The organism is Evansella tamaricis, from assembly GCF_019042215.1.
Classification (GTDB): Bacteria; Bacillota; Bacilli; order Bacillales; family Salisediminibacteriaceae; genus Evansella; species Evansella tamaricis.
The window spans coordinates 72,773-93,846 of sequence record NZ_JAHQCS010000107.1 but is presented as its reverse complement, the minus strand read 5'-3'; the positions used below and the strand labels follow the sequence as shown (position 1 = coordinate 93,846).

Below are 21,074 nucleotides of genomic sequence, written 5' to 3'. Positions count from 1 at the left end.
TTTTATCAGTGTAGTTCTATCTGATTGATTTCGCTTAAATAGGATTCGTTTTTTATGCCATCCTCTGTTGCAACGACATATTCCATCATCGTCGGGCTCAATGGACGGATAAAAATATAGGCGTCCTCATCCAGGTAGTCAATCTTACATTTTTTACGTTGGGTCTGTTGAATTTCCAACTGATTTCTGCTGGCTTCCGGAAGAGTCGTATAATATAATTCGAAGTCTTCTTCCGATGCATCGATAAATAAATGCCATTTGCTGTAACCATTTTCCGGATCGAGAATAACTTTGAATTTTCCACGTCTGCTCATACCCACAAAGAACTTGAACTTCACTTCATCCTGAACAATATTATGATCTATCACCCGGATTCTTCCGCCTTTTCGGCTCTGAATCAATCCGAATGCAACACCTGTTTTTCCAGTTGGTTTTGTTATTTTATTCCGGTTGAACGGGACTCCCATTTCTTCCAATTTCTCATATGCCTCGTCTGTACCGAGGGGAGGGAAGATCTCAAACAGTTCTTTGTCTATCTTTTCGATTTGATATGCCCCAAACGTTTCTTCTTCCATATATTTATCAAATAGTTGTTTTACAATGGGAGATTTGCTAGCGTTTCCTGCTAGAAATATATTCACTTTTTCGATCTTGCGAGTTGCAGTTTTTTCAAAAGAACGTCTGAGGGAGTCGAAGAAATTACGAATTCCCTTTTCGATCCGTTGTTCAATAATATCTTCTAACCCTTCTTGAGTGATAGATAACTCAAAGTTAGGTTTGGCTTGTCCAGCCTTATCAAACAGATTTACTTTCAAGAGATCCTTTTCAAATTCTTTTTCATAATTTTCGTGTTTTTCCCAAAGAGGGCGGAGTTTTTCCATCAACTGTTTCATATTTAACTTCGCTTCTTGAGATTCACTGAGGAGGGTTTCACTCCCTGCAAACCGAGTGCACTCAGGTGGCAAGGTAAATGTGATCATTCCTTCTCTTAATTTATCTTGATTTGCCTTGAATACTTCGAATGCGAGTAATTCCAGTAAATTTTCTCCACCAAGGAATTTGTCTCCCCCAGCGGCGAAGTGTTCGATTACAAAGTCATAACGTCTTTCCTTTTCATTGGCTTCCCGCCAGATTCCAAAGTCAAAATCTGTTGTTCCACCTCCGAAATCAAATACCCCATAAAAAACAGAATCCTCATCGACAGGTTCAAAACCGTATTCCTGAAGGGCACAAATGGCATACGCTGCTGGTTCGCTTGCCCCATTGATTACACGAAAGTTTTTCATTATCTCCTCATCTTCTAAGAGGGATGTTGGAAGGGACTTTTTAATTCCCTTTTCAAAACTCTCGATGATTTTCTTCCGCACGTCTTTTTCATAAGTGACGGGGAAGGATAGGATATAGTCCATATAAATGCCATGGTGCTGGTTATTAATGTATAGTCCAATATAATAGGCATATAACTCAATAGGATTAAAGCCACCATCTTCGATCTCTAAAAAGGAAGGGAGGATCATGTCTTTTCCGGTTTTGTCTTTTAAGCGGATCTGTCTTCTTTTATCTCCGGCCCATTGCTTAATATCACTAATTACAGAATAATAATGCTCACTGCTGCTTTGCATCAGACTGTTAAATGCTGTGTGGGAAACGGTAATATCTTCCCAGCTGGTATTCGGTCTCCCTGGTTTTAGCTGATACTGGTTTAAAAAACTGTCCAAGTCAATAAATTCCATCACGGTTGGATTTTCATAGTGTTTTGGTTCCACTTTCTTACTGAAATGTCCTAAGCCAACCCTCATAGGCAATGTATGTTCACTATTTTCCTGATACACAACTACTGTACTCTTCGTTCCAAAATCAATCCCGATTACCCCATCTTGTCTAATATCTGCTGCTGGATTTCGAGAAATAATGGCGTTAGTTAATGGGATGGTTACCGTTTCCCGGGAATCTTTTTCCTCCCATAAATCCCAATGTCCCCTATTGGGATCTGTGAGCATCTTTTCATCATACGTTTCTATATCTGCTCTGTATCTTTCACAGTTTAGTAACTTGTCATAGAATACCTCAGAATCCATGATCAAATCAGAGGTGTTTTCTTGTAATTGGCGCAACAGTATGGATCTATCGAAACTCCTGCCACAGAGGGTACCTGAAAAATCTTGTTCCTCAATATCCTCTCGCAGTAATTCCATATCAACCGTTAAGTCTTGATTGAGATAATCCAACTCACGTAATGTGCAGAAAATCTTGAATACATCTTTATATTTTTGTTTGATTCCCTTTGGAAGAAGATGATGTTTTAACCATTGATGGATGACTTGATTGGAATCCAATTTTGTTGCTGGTGCTGGTTTTCCAAGCAATCGAAAAATGGGGATGACGACTCCAGGCTCATCTCTATATGTATTATCATCAATGTCAAATCCACCTAAAGTGTTTTTCCCTTTTTTATATGCGATGCGGTAAGTTTTGTTGTTTCCGTTATATTTAACATGATGTTCTCCTGATTTATGCGGGAAATTAATGGATCGGTTAAAAACAGTTTTCAATTCCTTAATAGTCATGAAATCTCCAGAATAACCACTGAATTTCAAGTAACTTCCTGGGATGTTTTGAATGAACCTATTATTTTCTGATGCTTTAAAACATTTATAGGATTCGAGATCCGGGAAAACGGAGACGGTTTCATTATCGTAAAAAACATTATTCTCCATAAAAACCCACCGATCTTCGATAAGCTTGTGGAAGTGTTTAAATAAGACTGCACCATCTTTGTTTACCTCTTCCACCACTTCCTCTAATAAATTATCAAAGTATAAACCGATGATTTCATCTAGTTCAGATGTATGGACATTGATGCGGTCGATAACTTTTGTTTTTTCCATAACTCTCTCCTTATATCTGGACAATGGATTTTTTGATGATTTTATTATTGATGCGATTATAGTATCCATTCAAGAGAACGGAGCTAATCTCCCCAATGACTTTACTGTTCCCCCCACGAATATGCAGGTCTTCATCAAACCTCTGACCAATAGAAGTACTCTGTATCTCATAGATGGGAGAATCATAGATTTTGTTGTATGCATGAAAGAAAAAGCGGAAGATTTCGTTGAGGGAATCTAAATCCTGATTACTTCCTTCGATTGTCTCCCGTTTCATATATTCCCAAAGGGAATCAAGATTTTCATATTGAACCCCACAAGAGAGGAATTCATGGATCGTCATCCCCTTAAATATCCCTACTAATGATTGTTTTGTGTTAGGCGATAAGTTTAAAAAAAGGTTATGGATTGATTCGAGAGGTTCATAGTTTTCTTTATAATGATTACGCTCTTGTAGCACTGTTTTGTGTTGTTCAAAAAGCTCTGCATGTTTGTTTTGCAGTCGAAGGTATTCCTGTTCTATTTTTGTTTTGTTGTCCGTTTCATGCTGCAATTTCGACTTTAATTGAAGAAGCGATTCCTCTTGGAATTTTTGAAGTGCCTTAGATTCTGCCAGTTCCTTTTCTAAGGAAGTGATTTTTTTATATAGCTCAGACTTTTTCTCACTCTTTTCTTCCTTCTGGAAGGGGGGATTCGTTGTGTGTTTTTGGGTGGTAATTTCCTGTATCTTTAAGACTACTTCTTCCTTCTCTAATGCGGCTAATAGATCGTTAATAAAAGCTGAATTCATCCTTTCACCTCTAGTCTAGTTCGATTTTAGTATGTAGGAGATTCTTGATGTTAGTTAGGTGAGTACTTTTTATTATTTACGTTTAAGTTGCAGATAAGTTTCGCTTAGGGTCATGGACAATCCTATATTCGGCAAAAAAATGTAGTCCAATTATACCATAATTGGAAAGTGTTAGAATGGGTCTCTTGTTTATGATTTGATATTCATTTTAGAAGGAATTGAATGTGGTGTGAATGTTTACTTTTGGGGTAGTGGGTAGTGTTGTGAAGTGAAGTGTAGAGTGAAGTGTTATGTAGTGTGTAGGGCGATTTAGTGCCCGAACATGGTGTACGGGCTGGTATTCGGTAGGAAGATGAGCGAACTTGAACCCGAGCGAGAGGGTCAGCCGGAGATTCGGTAAGAAGATGCTCGAACTAGTGTCCGAACGGGAGTGACGGTCAGGTATTCGGTAAGAAGTTGTTCGAACTTGTGCCCGAACGGAAGCGTCGATTTGGTATTCGGTAGGAAGATGAACGAACTAGTGCCCGAACGGAAGTGACGGTCAGATATTCGGTAAGAAGTTGTTCGAACTAGTGCCCGAACGGGGTGGACGGTCAGGTGTTCGGTAAGAAGTTGTTCGAACTAGTGCCCGAACGGAAGTGACGGTCAGATATTCGGTAAGAAGTTGTTCGAACTTGTGCCCGAACGGGAGTGACGGTCAGGTATTCGGTAGGAAGTTGTTCGAACTTGTGCCCGAACGAGCGGTTCAGTCTGGTATTCGGTAGGAAGTTGTACGAACTTGTGCCCGAACGAGCGGTTCGATCAGGTATTCGGTAGGAAGTTGTTCGAACTAGTGCCCGAACGAGCGGTTCGTTCAGGTATTCGGTAGGAAGATGCTCGAACTAGTGCCCGAACGGGGTGGGCGGTCAGATATTCGGTAAGAAGTTGTTCGAACTTGTGCCCGAACGGAAGCGTCGATTTGGTATTCGGTAGGAAGATGAACGAACTAGTGCCCGAACGGGGTGGACGGTCAGGTATTCGGTAAGAAGTTGTTCGAACTTGTGCCCGAACGGAAGCGTCGATTTGGTATTCGGTAGGAAGATGAACGAACTAGTGCCAGAACGGAAGTGACGGTCAGATATTCGGTAAGAAGTTGTTCGAACTAGTGCCCGAACGAGCGGTTCGGTCAGGTATTCGGTAGGAAGTTACCAGATCTTCTGCCCGAACAGGAGCATCACCTGGAGATTCGGTAGGAAGATGCTCGAACTTGTGCCCGAACCGTGGATGTAACCGGTCTTTAAGTAAGTAAGTTACCCGAAGTAGTTACTTGAAGACTAATATCTAAACAAAACAAAGATTTCCCAATTTGATAAAATACTTATTCGGCTAAAGAGGGGTCCAGAAAAGACAATAAAGCAATAAATAAAAAAAAACCTAGTCATCCATCTGTCATAAGATACTGGATCTTTTGACGAATGACTAAGTTGATGAATCTATAAGTCCTATCACTATTTTAATGAAAGATTGTCGGTTCCATGAAACAATACTAGTATCAGTATTGCTCTTTGTTAACCCATTTAGTTTTTATCCCAACCAAACCTATCAGATTAACGATCTAATCGAATAAATACTGCAGGGGAGTGTTCGTCTTCTAAGATGAATAGTATACTGTAATTGCCTACAGTGAAATCCAAATCATAGCCATCCCCGTGGGGAGCAGGATTATCTATGTTTGGGGTGCCAAAATGAGCAATTAAGTCTTCCCTGTAAAGAGCAGGGAAATGATCATCCACTAAATAGGTGATAGTATCTACGCTATCGCCACCTGTGCCAGTTAAGAAGTTATAATAAGCGTAATAATTGTAATCGGAATAGCTGTACATGATATTACCACCGTCATCCATCTTTTCATCGGGAAGGCCGCTTGCTGCTTCCATCTCCTCAAATGATGTTCCCACATGGTGACCAGAGAGGTATAAATATCCGTTTGTTGCATTGGTTCTTAACGTATCCAATACTTCTTCTTTAGGGTCAAGTTCATATTCTAAATCAGCAGTCACGAAAAATTCTTCATCCTCATGAAACTCGGTAGCGAAAACTTCCCCAAGCCTAAACTCATCACCACTGAATTCGAATGTTTCCAAAAGCTCGAATTCTCTTTCGGCCACGTTTAAGAGAATCGTATGGAACGTCCAGCTCCCTTGCTGGTTGTTATACCAAAAATGCTGAAAGGTATTTTGCTCCATTTTTTTATATATGGAAGAATTAGATATGAAGTCAGGATATGTGACTAGATGTAACTCTTCTTCGTCGATGATAAAACCAAGATTCTCCACGGCATTACTAGATAGTGTTTCTCGGAAAAAAATGACATCAGGCTCATTCTCTGTCACATAAAATGGAGTTCTGTCATGGTTAAACATCCAGTTATTTAGCTCGGTCGATTGAATTACAACGAATTCCCCGTCCACTTCACGAAGGGCAAATTGGTAATCCCCCTGTGTTATGAGGTCACCTGAATCAGCACCTGCCCATCCATGCTCCTCGGTAAACTCTTCTTCGTTTTCACTGAACAAATAGACAATAAATCGTTGACCGTTACTGTCGGTTACTTGGAACTCTTCCCGGACATTCCCGTTGAACTCATCGAAGGGAATACCATCTTCCTTGCCAAAAACATTTTCTTTAACTTCATGATCTTCCATGTCATCAACTTCATTATTTACTTCTCCCTCAACATTCAGGTTTTCTTGCTTTTCTCCAGATGCATCGTTCCCATTATTGCACGCCACTAAGAGGAGTAGAAAAAGCAGGGAACCAATAAATACTAGTTTCTTCATTCGTGATACCATCTCCTTATGTAATACTAGTTTAGTTATCTATTGAGATTAATAGAATACAGAGTGAATTGTGTTTAATAGGTTACGATAAAAGTAATTGTGTTAAATAAAAGTCAAAGTGATGATAAATGGTGGACTAATATCACGGCAATTGATTGCATGGAGGAAAAGCTTGGTAAAATTCCTTTTATGAATGAAAAGAAGTGAGTACATTTGAGGATGTAGAATGTTTACTTTCCTTTTTTCAAAAAACACTGTGAATATTATCCTATATAGGAGTCTATTTTTCAATATTTTTTCTTCATTTGAAGGAAGGGGGAAGGGAGAGGGGACGCTACATCCACTCTCCCCCTCAATATTCATAACGGAGGTGTCACAATAAAACGTCATATGTCTCCACAAAAGAAGGACGTGGAAAGATCTGAGGTTTTTGCATATCAATGCCTTCCGATGTCCCGCGTTTTTTATGGGCATGCTCATAGGCAGAGGACTGTTTCCAGTTTAAAAAATCTTGCTCTTTTTCCCAAAAAGTCATGATTACATACGTATCAGAGTTCAATGGCCGACACACCCGTATTGCCACAAATCCAGGTTCGTTTTCAATCATTCTGGCCCGATTCTGGAATCGCTGTTCAAAAACTTTTCTGCCATTTTCCACCACTGGAATATTATTGCACACTAGAAATGCACCTTTCTGAAGGGAAGAGGAGGCGTCAATGACTTCAAATATCAAATCGCTCTCTGTTAACTCCAATTCGATCATTGAGTCACTTTCAACCAGGTGAAGTAAATCGTCCTCACCTTTGAGCGTGAGACGGAAAATTTTTGGCTCAGAATCTAATTTTTCAAGTGTACGTTCTTTGTTTGTCAAATAAATATACATTTTTAGTTCTCTCCTTTGTAAATGCTACACCACTTTTTTTAAAAGGCTCAGTCATATTTTGTTGTTGCTTTTCCCTTTAGGGCGATCATTTTCACGGGTCGGTGGGGCGGCTCGAGAGCCTCATCGTTACTGTACTGCAATTCTGCGTGTCTCCCTGACTCACTGTTCTCGCTGGGAATCCAGTGTCTCTCACTATAATCATTACCATTGCCTGTTTAAAAAAGTAGTAGGGATTTGTGCAGGCAGATTGTTAATTATTACGTTGTGCGATCTCCAGCGTATTACCAGCTAATTGAGTAGAGCTGTCGTCTGAAATGGGCAACGAGATTTCCACTTCGGTTCCAACATTTTCTTCACTTGTGATAGAGAAGGTTCCTCCGTGGGACTCAATGATCCGATAAGTTACAAGAATTCCTAACCCATTACCAGATTGTTTTGTTGTGAAAAAAGGTTGTCCAATTTTTTCTAAAATTTCTTTTGGGATGCCAACCCCTTCATCTTTTATTTTTATCGAGAGAATGTCCACATTATTTGAAACAGTAATAAATATATTGCCCCCTGAGGGCATTGCTTCCATCGAATTTTTCAACAAGTTAATGAAAACTTGTTTCAACTGATTTTCTTCACAGTGAACTTGAGGTAGATCTCGGTCGATGGTGGTATGTATCTCTACTTTATTGAGCAGTGCCTCCGGTTTAATAAACTGAACTACATCAGTGAGTATCACACCTATGTTTTGAAAAACGAAGGAGACCTTTTGGGGCTTGGATAAAAACAAAAATTCACCAACAATCTGATTAATCCGTTCTAACTCCAACTCCATAATTTTCACGTATTCTCCACTTAATTCTGATTTCGAAAGTTGAATAAAACCTTTCAGTGAGGTGAGGGGGTTTCGTATTTCGTGTGCAACTCCGGCCGCCAGTTGACCAATGGCATTCATTTTATCAGAATGATACATCATTTCTTCTAATTTTTTGGATTCGGTTATATCCTTAATGATTTCAAAGAGACCAACAATTTCTTCATCTACTTTAATTGGGATCATTTTTACCATAACAAGCAGTTTTTTCCCAATCCTATTTTGAACGTGTATATTAAATTCTTGCGGAGAACCTTCCAGTGCTTTTTTTGTATGTTGGAACTTCTTGTCTAAATCATCCTCGCAAATGAAGGAAGATAATTCTATATTTTTGAACTCTTCTAACGTGTATCCGCTCATCTTGCAGATGACCGGATTCCCGTCTACTACATTTCCATTTGTGTCGCTCACTATGATGCCATCACTATTATTTTTGAATAAAGAATCATATAAGAGCGCTGTTTCGTTGACGAGATCCACGGTTATGGAATGGATGTTCTGCGATTTTTTTGTTGAAACGGGATTATGTGTTAAACGGTTTATATTCATATACAAGCCGAAGAGAAAAGAACATAGTAATAATGACAAAATAAGCCAGAAGTTTTCCCCATAAAAGGTTAATATTCCCCATGTTCCTAGACCAAGTAAAAGCATGGGAATAAACACTTGAAAAACCTTCTCTCTCATTCAATCCCATCCCCCTTAATAACGAAAAATTATTTATGTAATTCTATGTGTATTTTGGTAATACCGTATAAATGGTTTCCCGTCATTGGAACCCCAAATGATTACTCGTACTATGCCTTGAGGGCAATTGTCAAAGTGTTTACGAGAGTGGTATTTTTGTTGTACATTTATTGTAAAATTATAGCACAATTTGAAAATGATCACATGATTTGAATCCTGATAGTGAAAAACCCTTACACAGCAGTTAAATCTCTCATAACTCCTAGTAAGGGGACTCTTTTTGTCGGGAGGTGACAGGCACTTGTCGAATGGCACTTGTTCAATAATATGGATGAAAATTCCGAACAGGATAAAGTACGCTTTCAAATTATAGGTACCATAAACATACCAATCCAATAATACGGTTTATATTATACAAAGGTATAATATTTCGAGAAACAATCCGAAACTAATCGACACTCAACGACAAGTTCCATAACTCGTCGGAAGAATGTCGAAAAAGTTATTGATAGATAATGTGACTATATGACTATTATAATAGCCAGAAAATTGAAAATGTTATATAATGGTTAACGGTTTATCTGGAATATTAGGTAAATTGGTCTAGGCCCAGCAAAAGGGAAAAATAACATCTAAATTAAATTTCCGAACGGAAAAGGTGAACCATTAGCAACTACCATCAAAAGTTCACCGGAAAACATAAACATCGTATTACGTTTTAAAATAATAATAATAACGGGTAATATCTTTTAGTGAAAGAGTGGTGTGAACGTTGATTGGCAGTAGAATTAGAAGATATAGGAAAGGCGCAGGCTTAACATTAACAGAGCTTGCGGAAAGGGCGGGAGTTGCCAAATCATATTTAAGTACATTAGAGCGAGATCAAAATACAAACCCCTCTGTGGAGTTAGTCGCCAAGATTTCTTCGGAACTGGATGTCCCTGTTAATGAACTGGTTCCTGAGTTAATTGAACCTGAAGTCGCTCAATTTGATAATAGTGATTACGCATGGTGGAATCTTATACAAGAGCTTAGGGAGTCTGGAATTACCTTGAAAGAGCTCCAGGAATTCGTTGAGTTCCATAAGTGGAAAAAGCAAGTTAGAGGAGATGAACCATCTTCACCTTAATCAGGGAAAAAAGGAAGGTAAACCTATCAAAATTTAGTTACTTCGGAAGTGACAACCGAAGTCAAAGAGCGAACTTCTGTTGTCAATCCTCCACTGTCCTACGCTCGTGAGCATAGGCGGTTGCGCTTTTCTGATGAATAAAACCCAAAGTAATAACTTTTCACGTGTTGTTAATAATCTGTTTTTGTCCAAAAAACATCTGGAGAACACACTTTTGACATTCCGTCACAATCCAATAGGTCTTAAAAGTTCCCTTTGTCCATATATTTTATCATTATCATTTATACAGAGAAGGAGGGGACGGAATTGATTCTACGATCTAGGGAGATGAAGGTGAAGCATTTTGATTCAGATGATACCTATATTGACGATGATATTAATGAATGGCTAGAGGCAAACGACGTGGATATAATTGATATCAAATTTACAACGACCGTTTCAGAAGATTCCGTTTGCAATGATGCGTTATTGATTTATAAAGAACGATATTAGAGAGTGTGTTTGGGAGTATCGTAAGGTCACGATGCTCCCCTTCCTGCTTCTCTCTGTCCTTGACGATGGAAGGGATTATTCCACGTATTATTTTAAGAATAGAAGGTATGATAGTATAGAAAATAGAAAGAAAGTGTGGGTTGAGTACCTACTTTTCCAAACCGTAACTTTTTAACAAGAGAAAAGTGGCAAGAAGTAAGAGTTCCAGTTCAAAATCAGAAAGGTTCGCTAGTCATGGTCATTGAGTTAGTACTGATTTTTATTATCCTACTTTGCGGGAGTTTCGTTCAGGGAGTAAGTGGATTTGGATTTGGTCTCATTGCCATGAGTTTTTTACCATTTCTTTTTACCGTAAAAGAAAGTGCACTCCTAGTAATCACCTTAACTTTTATCTTGTCCTTAAGCATCGCGGTACAACTATTTAAACATATTCAATGGAAGTCCCTCCTCGTCATACTTAGTGCCGCCCTAATCGGCCGGGTTGGTGGTTTTTTAATTCTTCACAACTATGGGGATATGGATATTTTGAAAACATTCCTTGGCCTTTTTCTAATCACCGTAGTCATTTATTTGTTTTGGAATGAAAGTCCTAATCCAGAAAAAAAGGTAAATGGAACGTGGTTACCGATTGTCCTCGGACTATCCGGCGGTCTTATGGGAGGCATTTTTGCAGTTGGTGGACCGTTTTTTGTGTTTTATTTCCTTTTGGTTTTCCATGATAACAAATATGCCTACAGCGCCAACCTGCAAGTTACATTTGTGATAACGGCTATTCTCACCATTACTTTACATGGGGTGAGCGGTGACTTCTCCATGGAATTTATTAGTTACTTCCTGGTGGGTCTCGTCAGTGTGCTGATTGGTTCCCGAATCGGTATCCACTATTTCGCCAAGCTCTCCCAACAGAATATCAAAAGACTGGCCGCGGTTGTCGTTGCCATCGCCGCCGCGAATTTGATTTTATTTGGTTAAGGGAAAACGAAGTGAAGGGAATAACTAACCTAACTCCATCAGGGCATTCCCCCTATAGAAACCACTCATCCTGTCACAATGGATGCTCCGGTTTTCACAAACATCAACTCTTCTTGGCTCCCATCCACCAAGAAACCGACACTTTCCCCGGCTGATGCCATTTCACTGAACTTCCCAAACTTTTCAATTTTCTTAATTTTTCCATCAACGGAAATCCCGCCCGGAGCGTTTATCTTAATGGTATTGCCAGCAGCAAACTCACCCCGTTCCACATTCGCCAGTAAAATGATTCCCATATTCGAAATATTCAAGAAGTCCGACGTAATGGCGAAGTCCTCACTCACCCCAGGCAAATCCTTTGCCTCCAACGACTGCACAAACGCAATCTCCTTTTGGATAATATCCAACATATACTCCCTGAACGGAATATTCCCAGAGTGCTGCTCATTGCAAACATCCCAGCGAATCTCCAGTAACTTTATCATCTGATTTTTATAAATGGCTAAAGTATCCCTGTACCCTATCTCCAATTGATTCTCATTTGCTAACGTTATGTAAAAATTAAAATTCGAGTAATCATCTTTTGTAATAACGTGATGATCCAATGAAGTGAAATAGCGGTCCCACCATTGTTTTCCCAATTCTAAGTCCTTTACAACCGTATCCCTCCAGTAGAGACAAGCAATCTTCGCACACCCCACATTACTGCCGCCCGCCACCGCAGACTCATAATATTGAAGCGCCTTCACCACGTCCGGCTCGACACCTTCCCCGTACTCAAACATCCGGCCGAGGTAGATAGAAGCCGCCAGCACCCCAAGCCCGTGGGCCTCCTCCAACAACCTTCGCGCTTCCCTGTAATCCTTTCCAATGCTTCCACGACCATAATAATAATCACAAGCTTGATCGAACAGAACAAAAGCGTCCATTGGGATATCTGATCCCCCGTTCGGAGGGAAGACAAGTCCATCCTTCCTTTCTGGGAAAAACGACGTGTGAAGCTGCTGAATCTTGTCAATGATCTGATAAGGTTCCACTTGAAAATAGCCGTTGCTGTTATCCTTGTCATTGTCCTTTAACCAATTGTTCAGTTCTATTTCCAGAAGGTCAATATTTTCTGCAAAGAACTCCCGATAAACAAGGATGCGTTGTGTATCCTTATCCGTTGGAGCCTGACTTCCATCCAGTGTCATGGCAGGATCATCTTTCACACGACCAACCATTACCTTCCCTTCCATTGCTAGATTTAACATCACGTATATGTAACCAGAATTCCCATTCATATGATATTCCTCCCCGTAAATTAGCTGGTAATCTGTGATAACAATTAAGCATGGATGCCTTAATCAAACCTATCATTCCTATCTAAAAACTAGTTAGTATTCATGGTAACAAAAAGGAAGGCAGGGTGAAAGGAAGAGCATTCCCCTTGGTGAGAAAGTCAGAGTAAGGAATGCCATTATTTCTATGGGATTATTAAAGGGCAATTTTAAAATACTTTTAAACATGATTTTGTCGATTTGCGCTGTCAAATTTTCTGAATTAATAGTAGAATTTAGTGGACATGATAGAGTTATTAACTTTATGACGGTAATAAACGTTAAAACTATTATTTTGGAAGGGGAGTGGTTATATAGAATAAAAGACATATCTGCATATCTATCCTATCCTTACGTTTACGATGTATCCTAGATGGAATAACGAAACCCTGCTATAATACTAAAATTTCTATTTATTCTTATACGTTACTTAGAGAACTGATCTAACGGGATTGCTAGCATTAAGTGTTCTATATAGTGAATTGTAGATAGGTGAGTCGGAATATTCGAAATCATATTCTGAGAAATGACATTAATTGAAAAAGGTGATTATATTGAAAAAAAGATGGAAAACAAAATCTTTATTACTGTCAGTGGTATTATTGTTGTTTGTGTTACTGCCTTCAGCTTGGAGTGCAGGTGGAAACATCATTTACGTAGATGTAAATGCTACTGGTGAAAATAATGGACAATCGTGGGCCGATGCTTTCACTGATCTTCAAGATGCGATTGATGCAGCAGGGGATCGTCAAGAAATCTGGGTTGCTAAGGGAACTTATCGTCCCACCACATCTACATCTGTCGGAGAAATTGAACTTACAGGAACAGAGTATGTGGAAGACACGTCCTTCTTTCTGAAAAGTAATGTTTATATTTATGGTGGGTTTGCAGGTGGAGAAACGTATCGTTATGAACGGGATAGTAAAGCAAATGAAACGATTCTAAGTGGGGATCATGGCAATGGGAACTCTGTAGCAGTAGTGACTGGTAACCATGTCTCAGGTGTAGAGCTCGATGGGTTTACTATTACTGGGGCTAAATCGAATGGATCTTACGGGGGCGTTGGGATTGGATTGTTTTCTAGTGAACATATTTTCCTGCAGGATTTAGTAATCAAAGAAAACGCTGGATATCATGGTGGCGGAATCCTGTTAGAATACAGTAATGGTGTGAATTTACTAAATGTATATATTACGAATAATTCATCCGTTGAAGATGGAGGAGGAGTACAACTCTATCATAGTTTAGCGTATATATCTAATTCAACGTTTACAAATAACCATTCAAGTAAAAGTGGCGGAGGAATTGCCTCCTTATCCAGTAGTGTTACTGTTGCTAACAGTTTTATAACAGGGAATACTGCATTGGAATCAGGCGGAGGAATCTTCGCTTTAGAGAGTGAATTTCTAAGTTTTAATACTTTGATTGCAGGAAATACAGCTGAAATTTCAGGTGGAGGAATTTATGAGGCATCAAATCTTTTCAGGGAACCGGAAATGACTCCAATGCATTTAGGTGAATCCTTGGATTTTGAGTTAAAGATGGTCGCTGAAAACGAGATACAGGAATCGGTCAGTCTATATAGTATGACAATAACAAATAATGATGTAACACAAGGGTCGGGGTTTGGTGCTGGTGTTTCCCTTGCCTATAGGGAGCAACCACCAAGAATATTCAATACAATTATATGGGGGAACGGAGGAAACTCACTTGAAGAAAATTTATTGGTGCGAATGGATTCCGAATTCTCCTTACAATCGGAAATTGCTCCGTTAGAGATGAATCCCGCTGAATTTATGTCCAATTTAATCATTGGAGGAATTGATGCTCTACTAGATGAACAGGAACTAAGAGAACTGATGATCTTTAGCGATGATCCAATGTTTTTGGCACCAGCCCAAGGGGACTATCGGCTATCTGCCCATTCCCCTGCTATAGATCAAGGAAATAACGGTTTTGGAAGTGGATATAGTGATGTTGGAGGGAACACTAGAATCCAAAATGGAAAGATTGACATTGGGGCGTTCGAATTCCAGCCAAATATTGTTTCTTTGTCCGGGGGAGAAAATACGAATGTGACGTTTGGAAAAACGCTGGAAGAGATAACATCACTCCTGCCACAGAAGTTAACTGCTGAACTTCCGAGTGGGGAAACAGTTGATCTCCCCGTTTCCTGGGAACTGGAAAATGATCCTTATGATCCCACGTCCTTGAAATCATTAAATGTTCAGGGGGTATTAGATCTACCAGACCATATAACAAACACTAATGATATTTCAGTATCATTAACAGTCACGATTGAGGATGACTATCTCATTAGTTATGGTGTAGAGAGGGAAGTAGGCAGTGGCGCACACTATTATATTCAAGGGAGTAACAGCTCCATCATTATGCCAACTGATCTCCCTGAAGCGACGAGAATAAAAGTGGAGCAAGTGAATCCAGACAATATTTCTCATATGGATGACTATGTAGTGGCAGGGGATATCTATGAAGTAACGGTTGTATACCCGGATGGTACAAGTGAACCTTTAACACATGGGGACTTTATCTTAAACCTTCACTATTTTTCGGGATTAGATCCGGAGTTAGTTGAAATATATTATTACGATGAGGGTACAAATAAGTGGGTGTTAAAAGGTGGGCAAGTTGACAAATCTGAGCAATTTATCACATTGGAAGTCTCCCATTTTTCTACTTATGGTGTTTTCCAAAAAAGGCAAGAGCAGACACCAGTTGAAAAAGAAGAGGATAATGAGGGACCAATACTTGGAACATCCCCATCATCAGGTAAAGTAGGCAAAGATTCAACTAACGAGAAAAACCATGAAGTCAAAGATGGAGAAGCATTACCGTCAACGGCAACGAATTCCTATAATTGGTTATTGGTTGGTTTGTTGATGCTCCTTATTGGCTCAAGTATCTTCTTTTGGAATAGAAAAAAACAATCTTTAATGGGAGTGCACTGAAAAAGGTGCTTTTCTCATTTTAACAGTCCCTCTTAAATGGGAGTGTAAATTTTCTTAAAAAACGTTTTATCAGCATGGGGGTATTAACCTCCATGCATTTCTGTGTTAAATTATTTAGTAGAGTTTTCCATTCCAGACTTTTCCTATTAAATTTACAAAAAACTCTATTAACTTAGTGATTTGGAAAAAAATAGTGATATACTAGTCATAAAAGAATGGTTGGTCAATAGTTTAGTCGATAGTTGGAAGGGAGAAAAGGGAAGAAATGAACCGCCAATTTATTGAACTCATTGAAAATTTATCGGACCCGGTCTTAAATGGACGTGTTCCAGGAACCACAGGTCATGATCAAGCTAGGAAGCTCATCATCGACCAAATGGAGACGATGAAACTTGAGCCCCTTTTGACAAGTGGATGGGAACAGATTTATGTGGCTGATGACACGGTTATAGGCCGCAACATTCTCGCCGTGAAAAAAGGTAACGCCAAAAAAGACTGGTTATTGCTTGGAGCCCATTATGATCATCTTACTGGATTTCCTGGGGCTGATGATAATGCTGCTGCAATCGGTATATTGCTTTCCGTAATGGATTCTTTAAAAAATTCCCACTTAGACTTAAACATTGTCCTTGCCATATTCGATATGGAGGAACCACCTTATTTTAAAACCCCTGATATGGGGAGTGTTTACTTTTATCGACATTTACCGGAATGCTTAGACTTCCGCTTTTTCCACGGTGCAATTATTTTAGATCTTTGCGGTCATGATCTGGCTGTTTGTGATCGGGAAAACGCCTTGTTTGCCGTTGGGGCAGAGACAAGTCCTGCTTTATCCCATAGTATTAATAAAGCACGTGAGAAGAATGAAGAAATTCAGACTTATAAGTTAAAAAGCAGAGACATTTTATACTTATCTGATCATTATATTTTTGACATTAATAAAAAGCCGAATCTATTTTTTTCCTGTGGCCATTGGCCGTATTACCACACAAAACATGACACCTTTGAAAATTTGAATCATAAAAAGATCGAAAATATCGCAGAGTTTATTAAACATCTAGCTTTAGAAATGGACGAGACTATTCGTGGAAAAAACGTTGTTTTAAACCCGTTTACAGATATGGATGAGGCACTGGAACTAGGGAGATTCCTCGATACAAAACTTAGTACTACCCATTTAGATACCATTTGTAGTGTATTAATGACGGAGATTTCAACTGAACTGAAGACTGACTTGGGGACGTTACGGAGGATATTAAAGGAGTTAGGTCTTCTTTGATGAGCTTTTATACAGTTTTCTTAATATAGAATGTGCAGTTAACTCTAGCAAAGTGTAGATTTAATTTGGTAATTTAGTTGATTAGGAGAGGGAGGTAGTAGTTCAAGTGTGGAAAAAATGGAGTAGTTTTTTAGCAATTATAATATTATTTTTCTTATTGGCAGGTTGTTCTAGCAAAGCATCTGAGACATTTACAGACAATGTGGAGGCAGGCCATATGGCAATGTCTTTGGGGGATTATGAAGAGGCGATGGAAGCTTTTCAAAATGCCCTTGATGAGGATGCAGAAGCAGAAGAGGTGAAAAATTATTTGATTTATGCAGAATCATTGTTTTCCCTCCAGCAGGAGTTAGAGGAAGTTAGCGAAAACTCCAAAACAGAAGTGAAGGAATTGACGGACACGTTTTTAAATGATATTAAAAATTTGCAGTCAGTCATTTCTGAGAAGGAGCAGGAAGTAGCATCCTTGTCGGCACAATCTGGTACGAATGAAAGGTTAGAAACAGAACTGGAATCTGCTATGGAAGTCCTGAGTTTACAAGAAAAAAAGATTGAACAGTTAGAAGGTGCCCTTCAACAGTATGAGGAACTCCATAGTCAGGTGGAGCAGGCACAGCGCCAAGAAAGGGAAGCCCGTGAGAATTTGACGAATCCGATTACCATTGATATAACGGATGTTTACACGAACACGGCCGGTACGATTGTGGAAGGGGAAGTACAAAACATCAGCAACTTTAGTTTAAGATCTGTTAAATTACGCGCTCTATTCAAGGATGACAATGGGAACATCATTGACTCCTCTGAAACGTATCCCACATCAGGTACGTTACTGCCGTCTGCAAAAACAGGGTTTAGAACTTCAGCGCGACTGGATAACCGCATTACGAATGTGACTGTAGAACTTATTGATTTTAGAACAGAGTAAAACTAGAGAATATAAAAAAACCGTGTGCAACTACTGTAACACGGTTTTTCTATGAATTAATAGAAAGGGACTACTGTTTTTTCCAGAAAGTATTAGTTTTTGCACCTTCGGGCAATGTCTAGCTCCAGCCGCCTACTCCCTACGGGGCACTTCGGAAGTGACAACCGAAGTCAAAGAGCGGACTTCTAGTTGTCATTCCTCCACTGCCCTACGCTCGTGACCAAGGCGCTTGCGCTTTTCTTACATTCCCCTTTCCCTAGGTCTCTTATGTTAAATAATCTTCCTTTTGTTAAATTCAAATCTATCAAATTTCTTAATATATGTATAAATTCTATGAAATTGGTAATTGCTTGTTACTAAGAATTGCAAATTCACCTAAAACTATCAGAACATGATCGAGGCTCAATGGAAAAACTTCAAATCTAGTTTTTTCAAAAAGAACCATCAGGTGAACGCAAAAAGGAGGAGCAAGCAAAGATGAAAAAGTTAGTGATCATCTTATCGTTGTTGTCACTACTTCTAGTCACGGCAGTAATAGGGAATGAATATATCAAACTAAAAGGTCAATATACAAAGGTGGAAAGTGAATTTACAGAAATGGAATTGGAGATGTCCCAATTAACAGAGGAATACGATTTAGCCAAATCAGAAAACGCCCTTTTTCAGACAATCAACAGGTCCTTGGACTATCAAGTCGGGGGGTTAATGACGAAATGGGATTCGGAGAGGGACGGATTGATTGAGGCACTGGAAGTGGAAAGGTTACAAGTATATTTAGAAAACAGGTCAGAAACGTCACAGACTGCAGGATATCTCACTTGGGAACAGGCAAATGAACTTGCAGATCACTTTTATGAAGACAGTGGTGAACGCTTTGAAAGGGAATGGGGCCGTTTCTTAGTTCTAGAATCAACAGCAAAAGGTATTGATCCGTTTCTGATTTATGAACTGCTGCGGGTGGAGACAGGTGGAACATTCAGTCCTGATACCGTTGGGCCACAGACAAGATATGGACGGGCATACGGGTTAGCTCAGTTCATGGAAAACACGAGTCCGTGGATTGCAGACATGGCTGATCTGCCTTACAATCATGACATGTTATTCGATCCACTCTATTCCATTCAGTTATGTGTAACGTATTTAGAGTTTCTATACAATCAATACGGGGATTGGGATTATGCTCTGACGGCCTATCACCGAGGTATTTATGGTATGCAAAACTACGTGGAAGAGCACGGGAATGCGAGAAGTTGGTATGCCGTGGAGATTCAGGATAAAGCCAATAATAATAGAGCAGTAGCTATGAATCATTAGAATATAGGTGTAAGAAGTATCCCTCCTTCGTTCGTGGAAGGGGGGATACTGTTTAGTCAGATGGTAATAGCCACTGACCTACGAGGGCACTGAAAAAGTTTTAAACCACTTTTTCACTGCCCTCTTGACCTACTCCTGTGAGTTTCGTTCTGCTTTTCTATTCTATATCATACTCGTTTATATTCCTTAAATAGTCTACGGAACTATCTCCAAAGCCATATCCAGATCCATTAGGTATTTGTGGATAATAAATATTGCCCTCTTTATCAAACGGTTTCCAGCCGAAATACACACTGGAATGGGGGAAGAAACTGTCAAAGAATGAATCGTTAGGGATTTTAGCATGCTCCACTTCATAATACTCCTGCAAAAAAACCTTCCAGTCTTCCGGAATTGAAACCACACCAAACGATTTTTCTGAATTAGATGTGCCAGTAAATGGAATGGTCATAGAAAGTTGTACATGTGGAGTATAGGTGTGAACGTTATTGCTCACGAAGTAATTTCTTGGATTGATCATAAAGAATTCCCCTTCATGGAGATCTGTATCTGGACTCATATTCCAAAGGAAAACAAACGTAGAAGGATCTTCAGGGTCAACCCTCCAAATAGTGGGAGTTTGAATCGTATCAATGCGGCGTAAATTCCACTTTCTTTTTTCCCAGTACCAATAACTGGTGCCGTATATGTTGTTGATGCGGAATGGGACAAATACATGACTCTCATCTATGAAAATAATATCTTGTATTTCTGTACTAGAATCTGCCTCATAGTAATAATCACGAATCTCGTCTAGGAGAGCCCCCTCTGACAAAAACTCATCAGGACCGGAATAATAGTAATAATAGATCGCCCCAATACCGATCAATATGATGGTCAGAAGAATAGGTAACCGAAATCTCGTGTTCCACATTATTTCCCGCCACCCTTCAAAAATGATTCTTCCCCTCGGAAGTACCTTTGCCGTTCAGATGAATCAACTATTAACCCTTTCCCGTCTCGCTCCACATAGATAATTGTGGGTAAACCACTGCCCCACTTAGAAGACGTACCCGTCAATACATATGGAAAGATTTCCTCCCTGTCTGCAGGTTCCATATTAAAGTTTATGTCGTTGTACCACTCAATACTGTCAAAAGGCTCTTCTTTGAAGCTGGAAAAATGTTGTTTAAAGCTATCCGAATCAAATGTAACTTCCTCAGCGGAAGGGTGAATCGCAACCAGCATAGCATGTTCCTCCATGGTTGATATGTATGTTTCAAGGTCACTCTTAGGATAAATCAAGTTATGAAAGAGGACAGAGACGATAGCTGCCACAACAAAAATAAAATTCCCAATAAACCCTAGCCATGCGAAGGACCTATATTTATCCCAAGCCCCCGGCTTCCCCTTGGCATACCATAATAAAAGCCAAACTCCTATTGGTAGAATAGGAATCTTTATAATGGTGCCTAAGATCGCGAAGTCAAGTGAAAATGCAAATAAACCAACTAACATGGCAACGCATGCTTTCCATATTTTCGGCTTTCGATTTTGTTTTTGATAGTAATAATAAATCCCGTAGATGAGAAATCCCCAAGTGAGGGAAGTGGTGATTAGTTCAATGATATTTGTTGGAAAGTCAAGTGAAAATTGCATAATTATATCCCCCTTATATCTTATTCTAACAAAGTTTTGACATGGAGTGTGTGTAGCAATTCCCTCCAATGAAGAATATTTTTTCTCAACAAATAAAATTTTTTCAAT

The 21,074-nt window shown here is 39.4% G+C and carries 15 protein-coding genes; 7 read left to right on the top strand and 8 right to left on the bottom strand.

Translation table 11 applies throughout. The features are described from left to right. Positions 1–5: 5 nt before the first annotated feature. The 5 genes from KS419_RS13395 to KS419_RS13375 all read right to left on the bottom strand — a co-directional run bounded on the left by KS419_RS13395 (position 6) and on the right by KS419_RS13375 (position 8,929). Complete coding sequence (locus KS419_RS13395) at positions 6–2,888, bottom strand: acetate and sugar kinases/Hsc70/actin family protein (RefSeq protein ID WP_217066913.1); 2,883 nt, start codon at positions 2,886–2,888, stop codon at positions 6–8. 10 nt (positions 2,889–2,898) lie between these two features. After that, complete coding sequence (locus tag KS419_RS13390; RefSeq protein ID WP_217066912.1) at positions 2,899–3,678, bottom strand: hypothetical protein; 780 nt, start codon at positions 3,676–3,678, stop codon at positions 2,899–2,901. Positions 3,679–5,264: 1,586 nt separating this feature from the next. Beyond that, on the bottom strand, positions 5,265–6,497 hold the full coding sequence (locus tag KS419_RS13385) for a hypothetical protein (RefSeq protein WP_217066911.1): 1,233 nt from the start codon (positions 6,495–6,497) through the stop codon (positions 5,265–5,267). Positions 6,498–6,870: 373 nt separating this feature from the next. Continuing rightward, entirely contained in the window at positions 6,871–7,380 is a 510-nt protein-coding gene (locus KS419_RS13380) for an antibiotic biosynthesis monooxygenase family protein (RefSeq protein WP_217066910.1), read from the bottom strand. A 250-nt stretch (positions 7,381–7,630) separates the two neighbouring features. Beyond that, a complete protein-coding gene (locus KS419_RS13375; protein ID WP_217066909.1) occupies positions 7,631–8,929 on the bottom strand; it encodes an ATP-binding protein in 1,299 nt (432 codons plus the stop codon). A 772-nt stretch (positions 8,930–9,701) separates the two neighbouring features. Here KS419_RS13375 and KS419_RS13370 point away from each other — a divergent pair. The 3 genes from KS419_RS13370 to KS419_RS13360 all read left to right on the top strand — a co-directional run bounded on the left by KS419_RS13370 (position 9,702) and on the right by KS419_RS13360 (position 11,522). Then, positions 9,702–10,058, top strand: a complete 357-nt coding sequence (locus tag KS419_RS13370) for a helix-turn-helix domain-containing protein (protein ID WP_217066908.1) — start codon at positions 9,702–9,704, stop codon at positions 10,056–10,058. 306 nt (positions 10,059–10,364) lie between these two features. Beyond that, positions 10,365–10,550, top strand: a complete 186-nt coding sequence (locus tag KS419_RS13365; RefSeq protein WP_217066907.1) for a sporulation protein Cse60 — start codon at positions 10,365–10,367, stop codon at positions 10,548–10,550. 234 nt (positions 10,551–10,784) lie between these two features. Further along, positions 10,785–11,522, top strand: coding sequence for a sulfite exporter TauE/SafE family protein (locus KS419_RS13360; protein WP_217066906.1), 738 nt, complete (start codon positions 10,785–10,787; stop codon positions 11,520–11,522). A gap of 65 nt (positions 11,523–11,587) precedes the next feature. Here the strand turns inward: KS419_RS13360 and KS419_RS13355 are convergent, their stop codons facing one another. Next, positions 11,588–12,805, bottom strand: coding sequence for an SEL1-like repeat protein (locus tag KS419_RS13355; RefSeq protein ID WP_217066905.1), 1,218 nt, complete (start codon positions 12,803–12,805; stop codon positions 11,588–11,590). 590 nt (positions 12,806–13,395) lie between these two features. Here KS419_RS13355 and KS419_RS24955 point away from each other — a divergent pair. The 4 genes from KS419_RS24955 to KS419_RS13335 all read left to right on the top strand — a co-directional run bounded on the left by KS419_RS24955 (position 13,396) and on the right by KS419_RS13335 (position 19,328). Then, positions 13,396–15,810, top strand: a complete 2,415-nt coding sequence (locus KS419_RS24955; protein ID WP_246594020.1) for a right-handed parallel beta-helix repeat-containing protein — start codon at positions 13,396–13,398, stop codon at positions 15,808–15,810. Between the two features lie 265 nt (positions 15,811–16,075). Next, the gene (locus KS419_RS13345) at positions 16,076–17,089 is read left to right on the top strand and encodes a M28 family metallopeptidase (RefSeq protein ID WP_217066904.1); all 1,014 of its coding nucleotides are present in this window, start codon (positions 16,076–16,078) and stop codon (positions 17,087–17,089) included. Positions 17,090–17,195: 106 nt separating this feature from the next. Continuing rightward, the gene (locus KS419_RS13340; protein ID WP_217066903.1) at positions 17,196–18,014 is read left to right on the top strand and encodes an outer membrane protein assembly factor BamD; all 819 of its coding nucleotides are present in this window, start codon (positions 17,196–17,198) and stop codon (positions 18,012–18,014) included. 477 nt (positions 18,015–18,491) lie between these two features. Next, the gene (locus KS419_RS13335) at positions 18,492–19,328 is read left to right on the top strand and encodes a transglycosylase SLT domain-containing protein (protein ID WP_246594018.1); all 837 of its coding nucleotides are present in this window, start codon (positions 18,492–18,494) and stop codon (positions 19,326–19,328) included. Between the two features lie 157 nt (positions 19,329–19,485). Here the strand turns inward: KS419_RS13335 and KS419_RS13330 are convergent, their stop codons facing one another. Continuing rightward, positions 19,486–20,241, bottom strand: a complete 756-nt coding sequence (locus KS419_RS13330; RefSeq protein WP_217066902.1) for a hypothetical protein — start codon at positions 20,239–20,241, stop codon at positions 19,486–19,488. Next, positions 20,241–20,966 carry a DUF1129 domain-containing protein gene (locus KS419_RS13325; protein ID WP_217066901.1) on the bottom strand — a complete coding sequence of 242 codons (726 nt, stop codon included), beginning with the start codon at positions 20,964–20,966 and terminating at the stop codon, positions 20,241–20,243. Before KS419_RS13325 ends, KS419_RS13330 begins: the two co-directional genes overlap by 1 nt. Positions 20,967–21,074: the final 108 nt, after the last annotated feature.